At 69.2% G+C, this 17,688-nt stretch carries 9 protein-coding genes; 1 reads left to right on the top strand and 8 read right to left on the bottom strand.

The window, feature by feature from the left end; translation table 11 throughout:
- Positions 1–489: 489 nt before the first annotated feature.
- On the top strand, positions 490–2,127 hold the full coding sequence (locus tag T398_RS22335; RefSeq protein ID WP_496449720.1) for a peptide ABC transporter substrate-binding protein: 1,638 nt from the start codon (positions 490–492) through the stop codon (positions 2,125–2,127).
- Between the two features lie 304 nt (positions 2,128–2,431).
- On the opposite strand, the gene T398_RS22330 is transcribed toward T398_RS22335, so the two are convergent.
- The 8 genes from T398_RS22330 to T398_RS22295 form a co-directional block, all read right to left on the bottom strand.
- The gene (locus T398_RS22330) at positions 2,432–3,244 is read right to left on the bottom strand and encodes an ABC transporter ATP-binding protein (protein WP_496449719.1); all 813 of its coding nucleotides are present in this window, start codon (positions 3,242–3,244) and stop codon (positions 2,432–2,434) included.
- A complete protein-coding gene (locus T398_RS22325; protein WP_496449717.1) occupies positions 3,241–4,218 on the bottom strand; it encodes a FecCD family ABC transporter permease in 978 nt (325 codons plus the stop codon). The genes T398_RS22330 and T398_RS22325 overlap by 4 nt, the downstream gene beginning before the upstream one ends.
- A 161-nt stretch (positions 4,219–4,379) precedes the next feature.
- On the bottom strand, positions 4,380–5,402 hold the full coding sequence (locus T398_RS22320) for a FecCD family ABC transporter permease (RefSeq protein ID WP_496449715.1): 1,023 nt from the start codon (positions 5,400–5,402) through the stop codon (positions 4,380–4,382).
- Entirely contained in the window at positions 5,392–6,195 is an 804-nt protein-coding gene (locus T398_RS22315; protein WP_496449713.1) for a siderophore-interacting protein, read from the bottom strand. The genes T398_RS22320 and T398_RS22315 overlap by 11 nt, the downstream gene beginning before the upstream one ends.
- On the bottom strand, positions 6,192–6,971 hold the full coding sequence (locus T398_RS22310; RefSeq protein ID WP_496449711.1) for an alpha/beta fold hydrolase: 780 nt from the start codon (positions 6,969–6,971) through the stop codon (positions 6,192–6,194). Before T398_RS22310 ends, T398_RS22315 begins: the two co-directional genes overlap by 4 nt.
- Positions 6,972–6,975: 4 nt before the next feature.
- Positions 6,976–8,652, bottom strand: a complete 1,677-nt coding sequence (locus tag T398_RS22305) for an ABC transporter ATP-binding protein (RefSeq protein WP_496449709.1) — start codon at positions 8,650–8,652, stop codon at positions 6,976–6,978.
- On the bottom strand, positions 8,645–10,306 hold the full coding sequence (locus T398_RS22300; protein ID WP_496449707.1) for an ABC transporter ATP-binding protein: 1,662 nt from the start codon (positions 10,304–10,306) through the stop codon (positions 8,645–8,647). Before T398_RS22300 ends, T398_RS22305 begins: the two co-directional genes overlap by 8 nt.
- Positions 10,307–10,308: 2 nt before the next feature.
- Positions 10,309–17,676, bottom strand: a complete 7,368-nt coding sequence (locus T398_RS22295) for an amino acid adenylation domain-containing protein (RefSeq protein ID WP_496449705.1) — start codon at positions 17,674–17,676, stop codon at positions 10,309–10,311.
- Positions 17,677–17,688 lie beyond the last annotated feature (12 nt).

Genomic DNA, 17,688 nt, shown 5'->3' with positions numbered 1-17,688 from the left:
ACGCGGCAATCACGGCGGCGCCGACGACGATCGCGACGAAGGAACCGGCGAAGCCCCCCTTGTTTCCCCGGATCGTGCTCCAGGCCAGACCCAGGTCTCGGGGAACTGGACCAGAACACCAGATCCGAACCTTGCCCCTCATCTCGCCGAATTCCATGAATTGGTCAATCAACACGGATGAAGGCTACGTATAGTCGCACTCACATCTTCGATCATCTACTTTTCTGAGTCATACCCCCCCTACCTCAAACTGATCGGCGAGCAGCCGTCAACTGATCGGCGGCGCGGGACAACTGATTGTCCAATGGGTAGCTCCATAACCCCAGAACACGCTTACCGCGTTTGGCGAGTCAGTTCCAGGACGGGTGTACGGACCGTTCCGGCCAGGTACCGGGTTGATAACACGCCTGTTCGCTATTGCGAATCTGGTGTCAGAGTGGCAGGCAATTGAGAACCCTCGTGAGCCGAGCGCCCTGAGGAGGCACTCCTATGCGCGGGAAACTCCTGAAAGTAGTGGTAACGACGACCGCTGCCGCCATGCTGGCGACCGCCTGTACCGGCAGCAATGACGATCCAGCGGAGGTAGACGATCAGTCCGGCGGCACACTGCGGGTCTACGTAGCAGAGCCGAAGCATCTACTGCCATCCGCCGCGAGTGACCAGCCAGCGATCCATGTGATTCGTCAGCTCTACCGCGGTCTGGTCCGGTTCAACGCCGAGACCGGTGATCCAGAGATGGATCTGGCCGAGTCGATCACCTCAGACGACCGGAAACTCTGGACGATAAAGTTGAAGGACGGCTACACCTTCGACAATGGTGAACCGGTCGACGCCGACGCCTTCATCCGCTCGTGGAACTTCGCCGCCTACGCGCCGAACGCCCAGAACAACGGCTACTTCATGAAGCGGATCGCCGGTATCGACGCGGTCCTGCCCGAGGACCCGGACGGCGAGGGCCCGGCGGCGGCCCCCGAGCCGACGGCCGAGACGCTGTCCGGCCTGAAGAAGGTCGACGACCTGACCTTCACCGTCGAGCTCAAGGCGCCTTTCAGCGGCTTCCCGACGGTGGTTGGGTATTCGGGCTTCTTCCCGATGGCCCAGGCCTGCATCGACGATATCGACGCCTGCAACGAGACCCCGATCGGCAACGGCCCCTACAAGATCGATGGCAAGTGGGAGCACGAGGTCGAGATCAACCTGGTCCGGAGCGACAGCTGGAAGGGCGAGCCGGGCAAGCCCGACGAACTCTACTACCGGATCTTCGCCGATGTGAACGCCGCCTACTCCTCCTTCCAGGCCGGCGAGCTGGACGTGATGTACACGATCCCGCCGGAGCGCTTCAAGGAGGCCCAGGCCAGCTACGGCGACCGGCTGTACGAGCAGGAGGGTGACAGCCTCAACTACGTCGGCCTGCCGCTGTACAACGACGCCTTCAAGGACAAGCGGATCCGCCAGGCGTTCTCGATGGCGATCGACCGGCAGTCCATCGCCGAGGCTGTCTTTGACGGACGGTGGGCTCCCGCCACCGGCTTCGTCGCACCCATCTTCGACGGCGCTCGCGCGGGTGTCTGCACCTACTGCGAGCAGGACGTCGAGCAGGCCAAAAAGCTGCTCGAGGAGGCCGGCGGCTGGCCGGAAGGCAAGAAGCTGACCCTCTGGGCCAACGCGGGCGCCGGCCACGACGCCTGGCTGCAGGCGGTCGGCGACCAGATCAAGTCCGCGCTGGGCATCGACTACGAACTGAAGGTCAACCTGCAGTTCGCCGAATACCTGGAAAAGGCGGACAACCGGGAGTTCACCGGACCGTTCCGGCTCGGCTGGGGCCCGGACTACCCGTTCCTGGAGACCTACCTGGCTCCGGTCCATGGCACCGACGCCGACAGCAACGCCACCACCTTCAGCAACCCCGAGTTCGACAACCTGCTGAAGCAGGGTGACTCCGCCCCAAGCATGGCGGAGGCCATCCCCTTCTACCAGCAGGCCGAGGACATCCTGGCCGAGGAGATGCCGGTCATCCCGATGTTCTGGCGGAAGGAAGCGGCCCTCTACAGCGACAACGTCGACACCTTCGTCTGGAACCAGGTATCCGGCGCCGCCTACGGTGCGACCTCGCTGAAGCAGAACTGAGCTTCAGCCGCCGGGTTGGCCGACCATCTGGATCTAGGCAGTCGACGCTGAGCGGGGAAGAACAACCCCGCGCAGGGGGACGGTCGTGGCTGGGCCCGGGGCATCAGCTGCCCTTCTGACCGCGCCGCCGCTGGTGCCGGGCCACCCGGCTCGGGCACCAGCGGCGGTGGTGCGCCCGACGGTGGTCAACGTCCGGTCGCCCTCCGGTGCACGAACGGTCGGGGCGAGATCGATGCCAGTGACGTGGCCGGTCGGACCGGCGGTGGCCCGCCCGCGGCACCGACCCGCCCGGAACCGGCCAGCGTCAGCCTGCCGGCACCGGCCCGTGAACGGTCGGCCGTGGCAGCGGTACGACCAGGGGTGTCCCAGTGGCGGGATCGGGCACCACCATGGCACGCAGCCCGAAGACCTCTGCCAACAACTCCGGGGTCAGCACGTCGGCCGGCGGACCCGTCGCCACCACCCGACCATCTTTCATGGCGACAAGCACGTCGGCGTAGCGGGCCGCGAGACTTAGATCATGCAGCACCATGACCACTGTCCGCCCCATCTCCCGGTGCAGGCGGTGAACAAGATCGAGCACATCGATCTGGTGCGCCAGGTCCAGGAAGGTGGTCGGCTCGTCGAGCAACAACAGGTCGGTGCCCTGTGCGAGCGCCATGCTGATCCAGGCACGCTGCCGCTGCCCACCGGAGAGTGCGTCGACGGGTCGGTCGCCGTGATCCAGCATGTCGGTCCAGCGCAGCGCGTCGGCCACCAGCGCCTCGTCGTCACGCGACCACTGGCGAAACCACGTTTGGTGCGGATGTCGGCCCCGCATCACCAGATCGGTGACCGTCAGCCCTTCCGGCGCCTTCGGTGACTGGGGCAGAACACCGAGGACACGCGCCACGTCTCGGCTCGGCATTCGGTCGATCCGGTTGCCGTCCAGCAACACGTGCCCACCGGTTGGCCGCAGGAGCCGGCCAAGCGCCTTGAGTACCGTGGACTTTCCGCAGCCATTGGGCCCGATTATCGTGGTAACCCGGCCGTCGTGGACATCGAGGTCAAGGCCGTCCACGACAGTCACGTTCCCGTACGCGAGGCGCAGGTCCTCGCCGCGCAGCCGGGCGTTCATCCGCTGGTCCTCCTGGATCGACTAATCAGTAACCAGATCAGGTACGGCGTACCGATCATCGCGGTAAGCAGGCCAACGGGTAGTTCTTTCGGAGCGATCGCGATCTGGGCGGCCAGGTCGGCACCGACGACGAGCAACGCCCCGAGCAGTAACGAGGCGAACAACGGTGGCCGGCTCCCACCGGCCAGGCGCAGGGCGATCTGCGGTACGACGAACGCCACGAACTGAACAGGGCCGGCGGCGGCCACGGCCGCCGCAGCGAGTGCAGCGGCGACGGCGACAACGGCGAGCTGAGCGGTGCGCAGACGAAGGCCGAGGCCACGGGCCGTTTCCTCGCTGAATTGCAACAGGCGTAGGGCGACCGAGGCGGCCAGCGCGAGCGGCAGCAACACGGCCAGCCCGATCGCCAGTGGCTGGACGTCGTCCCAATCGCGACCAGCCAGGGAGCCGCTCAACCAGACGTTGGCACGAGTCGCTTCCACTAGTTCGGCCCGAACCAGTACCCAAGAGGTGAATCCAGCGAGAATCTGTCCGACGCCGAGCCCGACCAGCACCAGCCGATATCCGTCGATTCCTCGGCGCCAGGCCAGCAGATAGATGGCCATAGCGCTGATCGCCGCGCCCCCAAGCGCAGCGACCGGCACCCCGTACGAGCCGATAACGCCACCGAGCACGATCGCGGCGACCGCCCCGGCCGCCGCACCGTGGGTTATCCCAAGAATGTCCGGGCTGGCCAGCGGGTTGCGCGCGAAGGTTTGGGTCAGTGCCCCGGCTGCCGCGAGGGCGGCACCGACGAGCAGGGCACACAGCACCCGGGGCAGGCGTAGGTGGAGAATGATGTGCCGCTCGACCCTGGTTCCGCCGCCGGTGATCACGTCCCACACGGTCGCGGGAGTAATCGGGTAGTCGCCGTGACAAACGCCGACCACAGCGAGCGCCAGGGCCGCGCCGAGGGCGACCAACGAGACGCCCACGGTGCGGAGCGGAACCGCCGCCGACACCGGCCCAATCCGAATAACCTTTCGGCCCGGCAACGTCAGCGGGGCCGGCTCGGCCGCCACAGGTCTGGTCAGGACGCTCTCCAATGCCCCGCGCTGACCAGGATCAACAGTCTGCGGGCTCGACATGGTCCGGCTCACAGCCGCGCCAGCCTGACCCGGCGGACCAGCCAGATGAAGAAGGGTGCCCCGGCCACGGCGAGCACGATGCCGGTTTGCACCTCTGCCGGCCGGGCAACGAGCCGCCCAATGACATCGGCGACCAGCACGGCAACCACTCCAAACAGGCCGGCGTACGGCACCAGCCAACGATGATCGGGTCCGGTCAGGGCGCGAGCGAGGTGCGGAACGACCAGGCCGACGAAGCCGATCGGGCCGCACGCGGCAGTGGCGGCGCCAGTGAGCAGCATAATCGCGCTGACGCCGACCACCCGCGCCAACGTGACGTTCTGCCCGAGGGCACGGGCGACGTCCTCGCCGAGCCCCAGTGCGTTGAGCGCGGGCGCGTTCACCGCCGCGAGCAGCAGTCCCACCGCGACGAACGGTGCGACCTGTCCGGCCGTGTCGAGGTCGCGGCCCGCCAGCGAGCCGACCACCCAGAAGCGGAACACGTTCAGGGTTTCCGGCGAGTTGATCAAGATTGAGGAGGTGAGCGAGGCGAGTAGCGCGCCGATCGCCATCCCAGCTAGTGCCAGGGCCACCGGAGTGGGGCCATGCCGACTACTGGAACCCACGGCGAATACCACCACACTGGTGATCAACGCACCAACGAAGGCGAACCAGATGTAACCACCAAACGAGTCCACATCGAACGCGGCGATCGCGATGACCACGGCGAACGATGCCCCCGCCGACACTCCGAGCAGTCCGGGGTCCGCGATCGGGTTACGGGTGTGGCCTTGGATCAGGGCCCCGGCGACACCGAGTGCGAGGCCCACCACCACCCCGAGCACCGTACGGGGGGCACGTAGTTCCCGGACCACGGCCGTGGCGTCGGAGCCGTCCGGGGTGATCAACGCTCGCCACACGTCGCCCGGCGCGACATCCTGCGCACCCAGCCCGAGACTGAGCAGCACGGCGACACCAGCGAGCAGAAGCAGCCCGATCAGGCCGGGAAGTCGGTTCCGCCGGCCGACGCGCAGCCCCAGGTCAGCCGTCAACGTCGTGGTGGTCAAGGTTGACAACGCCGCGCTTCCAGTAACCGTCCACCTCTACGTGTTCGCGGGGCAGGCCGAGCGCGCGCAGTTGCCGACGGATCGGCTTCAGCGCGGTGGCCTCGCCGGCCACCCAGATGTAGCCGGTGCCGGCCGGCGGGTGGAAACCGGTCAACGCCATGCCGAGCGACTGGCCAGCGTCCCGACGCAGCCAGGTAAGGACGGTATCGGCCGACCTCGCCAGGTCCTGCTCCTCGTCGGCATCGGCGACCTCGGCGAATGCGTACACCGGCACGCCGACCGGCAGCTGCTCGAGCCAGGACCCCAGAGCGGGCAGGGCGGTCTCGTCCCCGGCTACCAGGTACCAGTCGAAATCCAGGGGGTTCAGGTAGGAGCCACGCGGGCCCAGCACGCCGAGCCGCTGCCCGGGCCGGGCGGAAGCAGCCCAGGACGCAGCCGGGCCGTGCCCGTGCAGCGCGAAATCGATGTCGATCTCCTGTTGTTCACGGCGCAGATAGCGGACAGTGTAATCGCGGAAGATCGGCTGCGGCTCGCCAGGCCCGGGTCGCTCGAAGCCCTCGGGTCCGACCGTCGGCATCACCGGCAGTTCCGCCCCCGGTTCGGGGAAGAACACCTTGACGTGGTCATCCGGGGCAGCGTGGGCGAAGGTGTCCAGGTCGTCGCCGGTGAGCGTGATCCGGACCATTCCTGGGGTGATCCGCTCGGCGCGCGCCACCGTGAGTAGTCGTGGCACCAGGTCGTGCCAGACGAGTTCAATCTCGCGTACCGGCGTGCTCATGCGATCTCCTTGAAGAAGGTAATGACCGAGTCGTTGACCGAGTCGGGCTGTTCGAGGTAGCCATAGTGCCCGGCGTCGGGAATCTCGACGTACCGGGCTCCGGGAACGCAATCCGCCAACTCGCGGCCGCGTGGGGCGGGCGTCACGAGGTCGTCGGCGAAGGACATCACCAGGGTCGGCACGCTGATCATTCGGTAGGCGTCCCGGCGGTCGGTGTCCCAGTCGAGGTCGAGTTGGGCGCGGACATCTCCCTCGGGAGACAGCTCGAAGATGTCGAGCCAGTCCTGCGCGCGTTGCGGGTCAGCGAGGGTGGATGGCGAGAGATTCTGCATCGCCCGAACAACTGCCGCGTACTCGGGTGGCAGCGTGACGGCGTTGTCGTGCAGCTGCTTCTCGGCGGCGCCAAGCGCCCGGGACAGTACGTCGGGACGGGCCCGCGATGCCATCAGGACCGCCTGTGCGGCCAGGTCGGCATGACAGAGCACCAGTTCCTGAACGATGTGTGCCCCCATTGAGGAGCCGACCAGACGACAGGGACCTCCCACCACCCGCTCGACGAAGAGCGCGAGGTCATCGACCAACGCGCCAATCGACAACGGGCCCTCGTGGCGGTTGTCGAGGGTATAGACGTGGTAGCCGGCCTCGACCAGAGCCGGGACCTGATACAGCCACCAGGTGCGCCCCCGGGCACCGGTACCGGGCACGAGCACCACGGGCGGTCCAGACCCCGCCTGCTCGTACCGCAGGTCGAAATCGTCGATGGTCAGGACAGGCACGTAGTCACGCTCCGACGAGGATCCCACCGGCGAGGCGGACGACGCGCGGGAGACGAGCGATCGTGGCCTCTCGGTGGGCGATGACGATGAGGGTACGGGCGGTGTGTAGCTGGGCGACCGCTGTCTCGATACGGTGCGCGGTCGCTGGGTCGAGGTCGGCGGTGGCCTCGTCCAGGACGACCACGTCCGGGCTGAGCAGCGCGGCCCGGATCAGGCCAACCAGCTGCCGCTCGCCGGCGGAGAGGTAGGCGCCACGTGGTCCGAGATGAGAGTCCAATCCGTCCGGCAGCGAGGAGACCCAGTCGTCGAGGCCCAGGTCGCGGATCGCCCGGCCTGGATCAGATCCGCCCGGTGCCAACGCCAGGTTCTCGGCGAGCGTACCGGTGATCAGTTGCACCTGCTGCGGCACCAGCACGAGCCGTCGCCGCTTCTCCCGCTCGTCAACGGCGGTGAGGTCGATCCCGCCGAGGCGAACGACTCCGGCATCGGGGACGTACAGGCCGCAGAGCAGCTTGGCCAACGTCGTCTTGCCAGATCCGGTCTCGCCGACCAGGGCCACCCGGGAACCGGCGGGAAAGGCGAGGCTCACATCGCGCAACACCCGATCGGTGCCGTAGGAGAAACAGACCCCCTCGGCGACCAGGTCCGACGATTCCTTGGCCCCGGAGGGCTGGGCCGGCACCGGCCGCGGCGGCTCGGTGGCCTCGAGCAGGTCGAGCAGCCGGGCCAGACCAACTTGCGAACCGACCAACTCACCGGCCACATAGGTCAAATCATCTGCCGAGCTGAACAGCTCCCGACTGGCGAGCACGAAGGTGACCACGACACCGATAGTCACGGCCTGCGCGGCTACCATCGCGCCACCGGCGAGTAGCAAGCCAGCCGTCACGATGCCCTGCACGATCCAGGCCGACTCCAGCCAGGTCAGTGCTCGCTGGGTACGGCGCACCGCGACGAACCAGCGGTCCAGCCGCACGCCGAGCCGTGCGCGCCACGGGCCGGCCGCGTTGGCCGCCTGCACCTGCTCACGCGCCTCCAGGGTCTCCCGCACGGTCGCCGTCACCACCGACTCGGCGGTGGCCTCCGCTGCGTAGGCCGCACTCGCGGCCCGCCGGAAACGCCAGCCGACAAACCACATCATCGGCGCGAACAGCACCACGAGCAACAGGGCGAGCTGCCACGAGGAGACGAACAACACCACGCTGGTAGCAACGACATAGCCGGTCAGGGAGATCAGGTCCGGGATCTGCTGGCGGACGAAGGTGGCCAGTTCGGCCACCTCGACGGTGACCCGCTGCAACAGATCACCGCCCCGGTGCGACTCAAGAAAGCGCAGCGGGGCCGCGGCGATCCGTTCGACGGCCTGGTCCCGCAGATCGCGCACCACCCGCTCCCCCAGGCGCACCAGCAGCAGTTCGGCCTGGCGCAGCAGCACCATCCGCATGGTCACCAGAACAAACAGCAACGCACACAGACGCATCAGGCGATCCGCGTCGGCCACCGCGAGCGCATCGGTAGCCCAGCCGACCACCGCCGGTACGAGGCTGAGTGCGATCGTGGAGAGCAGGTTGACGCATATCCCCAGGGCCAGCAGCCCCCGGTGCGGGCGCAGGTAGGGCCAGACCCGTCGCAGGACACGGCGCTGGTCCGGTTCCTCGCTGAGAATTCTGAGGTCAGCCATCGACGGTCGCCCCTGCTCGCTCGGTGGTGGGCAACTCGATCACCCGGTCCGCCCGGATGATCACTTCCGGGCGGGAGGTGGCCGCCACGATCGTGGCGTTCGGAAGCCACCCGCGTAGGCGGTCCAGCAGGGCTGTCTCGGTGGTCGCGTCCACGGCGGACGTGACATCGTCGAGCAGCAGCACGGCGGGGCGACGAAGCAACGCCCGGGCGTACGCGAGCCGTTGTACCTGCCCACCGGAGAGCGCCTCGCCGCGTTCGCCAACCTCGGTCGCGTAGCCGTCGGGCAGCGCGTCCACGTCGAACGCGGCGGCGTGGCAGGCGGCGCGCAGGTCGGCATCGCTCAACTCGGGTTGGCCCAGGCGTAGGTTGTCGGCGACGCTGCCGGACAACAGCACCGGCCGCTGGGGTACGCCGGTGATCCGTTGCCGTAGGTCCGCGAGAGCCGCCGCGGGCAGGGGCACACCGCCGTAGGAGATCGTCCCCGCGGCCGGATCCTCGAGCCGGGCCAGCAGCCGTAGCAGCGTGGTCTTGCCGCTACCGACCACTCCGGTGATCGCCACGAACTCGCCCGCGCGGATTCGTAGGTCCGCCCAGGTGAGCGTGCGGCCGGGCAGTTCGGCCCGCAGCCCGGCGGTGGCCAGCTCGCCGCGCGTCGGCAGCGAGACCGGATCAGCCGGATCGGTCACCGCGATCTCGGTCGCCAGTACCTCGGCAAGCCGTCGGAGGGCAGTCCAGCCCTGGCCGATCTGAGCGAACCTGCCGGTGATCCGTTCCACCTGCATGCTGAGCAGGCTCATCCAGCCGGCGAAGGTGACCAGGCCGCCGATGGTGAGGTCGCCGTCGAGCACCGCCAGACCACCCAGCAGCACCCCCACGGCCAACGCGAGGGCCGGGATGAACGGCGCGTACGCGGACCAGTTCGCGGTGATCCTGGCCAGACTCAGGGTCCGCGCGGTCACCACCCCACTGCGCTCGTGATGCCGGTTGACCAGCACCTGCCTGCCTCCCAGGCCATGGGCCGAGGTACCGGCGATGAGCAGGTCCTCCACGGCGTCGGCTCGGTGGGAGTGTGCCCGGGATACCTCCTGGTTGGATCGTTCAAACCGGGGCGGATACCAGAGGTTGACCAGCACCAACAGCGGCAGGGTGGCCAGCCCCACGATGGCCAGCACCGGCTCCAGCAGCGTGATCGAGACGATCAAGGACGTGCCGCCGACCACCCCGCTGAGCAGCGCCGGCGATCCGACCAAGAGGACGCGTACGGCCTCGACATCGCGGGTCGCCCGGGTGATGAGGTCCCCGGAGCCGTACCGCTGCACGCCGAGGCGGTCGAGCCCCAGCACGTGACCGGCGATCCGAGCGACGAGCCGGTTGCCGGTGCGGGAGGCACCGATGGCCCCGAACCACCGCATGCCGAACTCCCCGGCGGTCAGACCTACCGACACGGCCAGCAGCGCACCGACCCAGAGCAGCAACAAACTCGGTTCGCCAGGGCGGATACCGCGGTCGATCGCCTCGCCCAGGCAGAACGGCAGCAACAGCAGGCTGCCCTGATACAGCAGGCCACTGAGCGACGACGCCCCCAGGTACACACTGTCGTCGCGCAGCACCCAACCCAGCAGGGAGCGCGGCTGAGGGGGGTGAGTCTTCATGATTAGGACACCCTAACTCGCACCTCAACGAGCCGGGCCACGGCCTCCACGGTGCGCCCGGCGAACAGGTCGCGGGTGCGCAGTTCCACGCCCCGTGCCCGGGCCACCGCGACGAGCCGCATCGCCGAGATACTGTCCGCGCCCAGATCGAAGAGGTCATCGTCCGCACCGAGGCTGGACACGTCCAGCACCTCGGCGACCACCGCGCACAGGGTTCGCTCGGTGGCGGTACGCGGTGCCCGGCCGATGCCTTCGATCACGGGTGCCGGCAACGCCGCCCGGTCGATCTTGCCGTTGACGGTGACCGGGAGTCGGTCGAGAACGACGAAGGCACCTGGCACCAGATGTGCGGGCAACCGGCTGGCGAGGAAGCCGCGCAGGTCACCGGCGGTCAGGTCAGTCGGGGCGACGACGTAGCCGACCAGCCGGCGCACTCCGGCGTCATCCCGTACGTCGAGGGCCGCCTGACGGACGGCCGGGTGAGCACTCAGGGCCGCCTCGATCTCGCCCAGCTCGATCCGGAACCCACGGATCTTGACCTGGTTGTCGGTTCTCCCCACGAAATCCAGGCGACCGTCCGGGGTCCAGCGCACCAGGTCACCGGTGCGATACATCCGGGTGCCGGTCGGACCGAAGGGGTCGGCAACGAATCGGGTGGCGGTCAGCCCGGATTGGCCGTGATACCCCCGAGCCACCTGGGGGCCGGCGATGTACAGCTCGCCATCGGCACCAGGCGGCACCGGACGCAGCCAGTGGTCGAGGACGTAGAGGCTGCTGTTGGTGACGCCGCGACCGATCAGCGGACGGTCCGAGTCGCGGACATTCGCCACTACCGCATCCACCGTGCACTCGGTCGGTCCGTAGAAGTTGAAGGCCGCCGTTCCCGGCAGATTCTGCATCTTCTCCCAGAGTGGCTGCGAGATCGCCTCGCCGCCGACACCCAACACCCGCAGCCCGGTCCGGCCCCCCTCGGCCAGGCCCGCCGCGAGCAGTTGCTCCAGGTGCGACGGCGCCAACTCGATGAAGTCGATCCCACGGTCCCGGATGAACGACACCAATGCGCCAGGGTCCCGACGGATCTCCTCGGTCACCAGGTCAAGGTGGTGGCCACCGAGCAGACCCAACATCGGCTGCCAGGAGGCGTCGAAGGCGAACGACCAGTTGTGGCCAATCCGTAGCTTGCCCGGACCGGCTGGTCCGAGCACGTCGCGGTCGTGGTTGGCATACAGGTTGACCACCGTCCGGTGCGGCACCACCACCCCCTTGGGCTGGCCGGTGCTGCCCGACGTGTAGATAACGTACGCGGCGTCATCCGGCGTCAGTGCCGAATCGACTGGCGTCTCGGCATAGCCCACGGCGGGATCACCGTCCAGCAGCAGCCGCGGCCGGTCGTCCGGCAGCAGCCCGGCGTGTGCCGCGTCGGTGAGCACCAACACCGGCTCGGCGTCGTCGAGCATCACCCTGACCCGGTCGGCCGGGTAGTCCGGGTCGACCGGCACGTACGCCGCCCCCGAGGCGAGCACCGCCCAGATCGCCACCACGATGTCGACCCCGCGCGGCAGCAGCAACGCGATCCGCCGTTCCGGTGCCGCTCCGCGCTCGATCAGCAGCCGGGCGAGCCGGTTGGCCCGCGCTGAGAACGTGGCGTAGTCAAGCGTCTCGTCCCGGACCGTCAGCGCCGGAGCGTTCGGCGTCTGGGTGGCCCACCGCTGGAGAATGTTCGGCAACGTGACCGGAGTGACCGGGGTGCGGTCGGCGTTCCAGGCCACCAGCAGCCGCTCCCGCTCGGTGGGCGCCACGACATCGGCACGGCCCACCGGCTGGTCTGGATCTGCGGCCAGCGCCGTGAGGACCCCGGTCAGTCGGTCGAGCAGGGTGCCGGCCTGCGCCTCGGTGAACAGATCCCGACGGTACTCAAGGTTGACGACCAGCCCGCCCTCGTCGCCGGCCACCAGGGTCAGCGGGTAGTGGGTGGCGTCGTGCTGGCGCACGCCATCGATGTTGAGCCCTGCTGACGCCTCGCCCGCGGCAAGTGCCTCGGCATCCACCGGATAGCTTTCGAACACGGTGAGGGTGTCGAACAACTCGCCCCGCCCATGCGCCCGCTGAATCTCAGCCAGGCCCAGGTGATGGTGTTCCAGCAGCCGGGACTGTTCGTCCTGGAGTCGACGCAGCAACGCGTGCCACGGCTCGGCAGCACGTAACCGTACTCGGATCGGCACGGTGGTGATGAACAGGCCGATCATCTCCTCGACTCCATCCATACCAGACTCGCGCCCGGAGACGGTCGCGCCGAACACGACGTCGTCACGTCCGGTGAGCCCGCCCAGCAAAACGCCCCAGGCCGCCTGCACAACGGTGTTCAGCGTGACCTCGTGCGTCCGGCACAGCTCGGCGAGTCGGCGACGCAGTCCATCGGGGAGCCGCCCGTCGAGGTATCCGGGTTCGGCGGGGCGGCCCGCGTCTGGTGGGACGACCCGGGTCGCCTCGGTCACCCCGTTCAGCGCTTCCCGCCACGCTCGCTCGGCCGCAGCGGTATCCCGGGAGGCCAGCCACTCAAGGTGCTCCCGGTAAGGGCGTGGCGACACAGCGTCAACCCCAGCGTAACGAGCCAGCAGGTCGCGTACGACCAACGGGCCGGACCAACCGTCGAGCAGAATGTGGTGCTCGGTGCTGATCAGTCGGTGCCGGTCCGGGCCGAGCCGCGCCAGCACCCAGCGCAACAACGGCGGCCGGGACAGGTCGAAGTGTCCACGCTCGGCGGACCGCAACGCGACCGTCGCTGCCTCTTGATCCACAGCATCGGAGAGGTCCACCTCCCGCCAGGGTAACTCCACGCTCGCCGGGATCACCTGCACCGGTACACCGGAGGCGCTGGTCACGAAGCCAGCCTTCAGGTTCGGATGCCGCTCGAACAGGTCCGCTGCGGCACCCCGGAGCCGGGCGGCGTCCAGCGGTCCGGTCAGATCCAGCACCTGCTGCACGGTGTACACATCGCCCGCCGCCTCGTCATACGAGGAGAGAAAGTAGAGGCCCCGCTGCAGCGGCGACAACGACCAGGCGTCGACAAGCTCGGGGCAGCGCCGCTCAAGATCCTCCACATCGTCCAGGGTGATGTCGAGCAACGGCAGGTCGGCGGCGCTCCGGCCACCCTCGGCATGCTCCAGCGACTCCAGAACGGTGAACCACCGGGTGGCCACCTCCCGAACCTGCTCCTCGGTGAGTACCCCGGTCGGAAAGGCGAGATGCGCGATGAGGCGATCACCGGCCACCGAGACATTGACCTCAAGGGCGTGCGTCATCGGCGTCGCCGGGTCGGCGTCCCCACCGAGCCCGTCAGCCGGTGCCCACTCCCCCCGTTCGGACACCTCGCCGAAGCGGCCCAGGTAGTTGAAGAGCACCTGCGCCGGGTTCGTCGGCAGCCGCAGCAGACCGTAGCCGAGCCCTTCACCCGGCACCGCACGCAGCTGGTCCTTGACCCGCTTGAGCATGCTGCCCGGGTCCCCCTCGCCAGGATCGAGCCGCACCGGGTACTCGGCGGTGAACCAGCCGATGGTGCGGGACACGTCAGCACCGGGCACCGCCTCAGCGTGCCGGCCATGCCCCTCCACCTGAACCCGGATCCGACCGCCAGTGCGTGGAGCGAGCACCGCTGCCAGACCTGCTAGTAACACCTCGTGCGTCCTGGCACCGAAGGCCTCCGCCACCGTGGTGAGCAGTGGCCGCGTCCGCTCCACCGGCAACGACACCGTGACCGCCCGGCTACTGCCCACGGTGTCCCGGGCCGGATCGACGGCACGGGCCCCCAGCGGCGGTTCCGCACCGTCGAGCACCGCCGACCAGTATTCCGCCTCGGCGGTGCGGTCCACGGAGGCCAGTCCGGTGGCCCAGGCCCGGAACGACGTCGGCACCGGCGGTAGCGTCACCTCGCGGCCCGCGGACACCGCCGCCCAGGCGACCTTCAGGTCGTCGCCCAGCACCCGCCACGACACCGCGTCGATGACCAGATGGTGCACGACCATCAGCAGCCGGCCCGGCGTACCCAGGCCAGCGTCGAGCCAGACGGCCTCGGCCAACACCCCGGCGACCGGATCGAGCCGCGACACCGCCTCGGCCCGGGCTCGCTCGACATCCGCGTCGCCGGGCAGCACGGTCAGCCGCATGGCGCTGCCCGGTGGCGGCACGTCGAGGTGGGTGCCGGTCCAACGGGCACGGAGCAGGTCATGCGTGTCCGTCAAGGCGCGCAGAATCGCCACCAGAGCCGGCCGGTCCAGCGTCGGCGGGGTGTGCCACAGCATGGACTGACTGAATCGGGCCGGCACCTCCTGCTCGGCGAGCCCGGCGACGGCCGGGGTGTGGGGAACCGGGCCGGTAGCTGGCACGCTGGGCCGCGGCTGCTCACCAGCGGCTTCCGCGACGGCGGCGACCCCGGCGACCGTACGCCGCTCGAAAACCTGCCGCGGTGTGACCTGCAGCCCGGCGGCGCGTGCCTGTGCGACGAGTTGCAGGCTGAGAATGCTGTCCCCGCCGAGGGCGAAGAAGCTGTCGTCGACGCCGACCGCGGGAAGTCCCAGCACCCGCGCGAAGAGACCAGCGAGTACCTCCTCGACCTGGTTGCGGGCGCGCTCCACGCCGACGGAGACCGCTGGAGCGGGCAGCGCCCGGCGGTCCACCTTCCCGGCCGGGGTCAGCGGCAACGCGTCGAGCTGCACGTACCCGCTCGGCACCATGTGCTCGGGCAGCACCGCCGCGACATGCGCACCGACCGCGTCGAGTTGGACCGCGCCGGTCACGTACGCGACCAGTCGTCGTGCCCCTTCGTCGCGAACCACCACGGCGGCCTGTCGTACCCCGGGTGCGGCCTCGACCGCCGCCTGTACCTCCCCCAACTCGACTCGGAAGCCGCGGATCTTCACCTGGTCGTCGGCACGGCCGACGAACTCGACGCGGCCGTCGGCGGTCCGGCGCACCACATCGCCGGTGCGGTACATCCGCGATCCCGCCGGGCCGTACGGGTCGGCCACAAAACGCGTCGCGGTCAGCCCGGTCCGGCCGAGATAGCCTCGGGCAACGGGCGCTCCGGCCAGGTACAACTCGCCCGCCACGCCGGCCGGCACCGGGCGCAGCGCGTGGTCCAGGACATACCCCCGGGCGTTGCGGATCGGCTGGCCAACCAGCGGAGTGTCGCTGTCGGCGACGTACGCGACCAGGGCGTCCACCGTGCACTCGGTGGGTCCGTACACGTTCACCACCGTGCTGCTGTGCGCGCGCAGCGCCGTCCACAACGCTGCCCCGGTCGCCTCTCCACCAACCACCAGGAATCGCGGTGCGGCGGTGAGCTGGGGCAGCAGCAGCTCGGCGAAGGATGGCGTGACATCCACGTAGTCGATGCCCCGTACGGCGACGTAGCGGGCCAGCAAGGCTGGATCGTGCCGGGTCTCGTTGTCGATCAGGTGTAGTTCGTGCCCGGCGACAAGCCAGAGCAGCCCCTCGACCGAGGTGTCGACCCACAACGCCGCGGTCAGCGCGACGCGGATCGGACGCTCCGTGGGGAAGACCACCCGCTGACTCGCGTACAGGTTGGCGAGGTTGTGATGGTCGACGACGACGCCCTTGGGTCGGCCGGTGGAGCCAGAGGTGTAGAGCACGTACGCCGCCGACCGCTGCGCGATCCGCACCGGTGGTAGCCGGTCGACGGCTCCCTTGGTATCGCGTAGCACGAGCGTGGCACCGGCATCGGTGACCATGAAGTCGATCCGGTTGGTCGGCAGGTCGGCGTCGATCGGCAGATAGGCCGCGCCGGAGGCGAGTACCGCGAGCCACGCGACCACGGCGTCCGCCGAGCGCGGTAGCACCACCGCGACCACTCGTTCCGGGCCAGCGCCTTCGGCGCGAAGCCGGGCCGCGAGCGCGTCCACGTCGGTCGCCAGGTCGGCGAAGCTGACCGACCGGCCCTCGGCGACGAGGGCGATCGCCTCGGGAGTCGAAGCCACCTGCCGTCGGAACACGTCCACCACCGACTCGTTCGGCACATCGGCGGTCTCACCTACGACCGGCGGGGCCGCACCGAGCGGCACCGACACCAGACGCGCCGTCGGGTCGGCGAGCATCGTCGCGACCAGATCGTTCAGCCGGCCCAGCACGTCCCCGGCCCACGTTGCGGAGAATTCGTCCGGCCGGTAGTCGAGGCTGAACGTCACGGTCCCCTCGTCGGGTACGACCGTCAGCGTCGCCGGGTAGTGGGTGGCGTCTCGGCCGGTCACCGACGTGACGCGCAAGCCCGCCACGTCCTGCGAGGCGGCCAGCCCGTCGGCATCCACCGGGTAGCTCTCGAAAACCACCAGGGTGTCGAACAGCGGCCCAGACGCCGCCTGCCGCTGGATCTCGGACAGGCTCAGGTGTTGGTGGTCGAGGAGGCCGGCCTGCTCGTCCTGAACCCGCCGTAGCACGGTCAGGAAGGTGTCCGCCGGGGCGATCCGGACCCGGACCGGCACGGTGTTGATAAACAGACCGACCATCTCGTCGGCACCCGGCAGCGCGGCCGGCCGACCGGACACCGTGGCTCCGAAGAGCACATCGTCACGGCCGGTGAGCCGGCCCAGCAGAACCGCCCAGAGGGTCTGCACGACGGTGTTCAGCGTGACGCCGTGGGTCCGGGCGAATGCGGTCAACGCGGCCACCGGGACCGCCACCGAGGTCTCGGCGGGCCCGATGGCGCGACGTTCCGGACCGGCGGCGCTGACCAGCGTCGGCTCCCGCACGTCGTCCAGGTACGCCGCCCAGGCCGCGCGGGCCGCAGCGATGTCCTGCCGGGCAACCCAGGCAAGGTAGTCACGGTAGGGACGGACCGGCGCCAGCGAATCACCCGCGTAGATCTTGAGCAGGTCTCGCACCAGGAGCGGGCCGGACCAGCCGTCGAGCAGAATATGGTGCGCGGTGAGCAGTAGCCGGTGCCGCTCACCGGCGAGCCGGACCAGCACCCAGCGCAGCAGCGGCGGGCGGCCCAGTTCAAAGCGGCGGGCTCGTTCCTGATCGAGCAGGCGAGCCAGCGCGGCCTCCTGCGCCGTTTCGCTCAGCCCGTCCAGGTCCAGCACCGACCAGGGCGTCTCCACGCGGTCCGGGACGAGTTGTACTGGCTCACCTGTCTTACGGAGCCGGAAGCCGGCCCGCAGGTTGGCGTGCCGAGCCAACAGAGTCGCGGCGGCGGCACGGAGCCGATCGGCGTCGACCGGCCCGGCCAGATCGAGTACTTGCTGCACCGTATAGACGTCGGCGTCGGCGTCGTCGGCCGCGTAGGAGGACAGGAAGTAGAGGCCCTCCTGCAGCGGGGACAGCGGCAGGATGTCCCGCAGCCCGGATGGCTTACGCACGGCGGCTTCCTT

This window comes from Salinispora goodfellowii (genome assembly GCF_059570675.1).
Note: the sequence above shows the minus strand (reverse complement) of the source record. Positions and strands in the feature narration are given on the sequence as shown.

Coding starts and splice junctions, on each gene's coding strand:
- T398_RS22335 (WP_496449720.1), top strand. CDS start 490: ATGCGCGGGAAACTCCTGAAAGTAGTGGTAACGACGACCGCTGCCGCC.
- T398_RS22330 (WP_496449719.1), bottom strand. CDS start 3,244: ATGAACGCCCGGCTGCGCGGCGAGGACCTGCGCCTCGCGTACGGGAAC.
- T398_RS22315 (WP_496449713.1), bottom strand. CDS start 6,195: ATGAGCACGCCGGTACGCGAGATTGAACTCGTCTGGCACGACCTGGTG.
- T398_RS22305 (WP_496449709.1), bottom strand. CDS start 8,652: ATGGCTGACCTCAGAATTCTCAGCGAGGAACCGGACCAGCGCCGTGTC.
- T398_RS22300 (WP_496449707.1), bottom strand. CDS start 10,306: ATGAAGACTCACCCCCCTCAGCCGCGCTCCCTGCTGGGTTGGGTGCTG.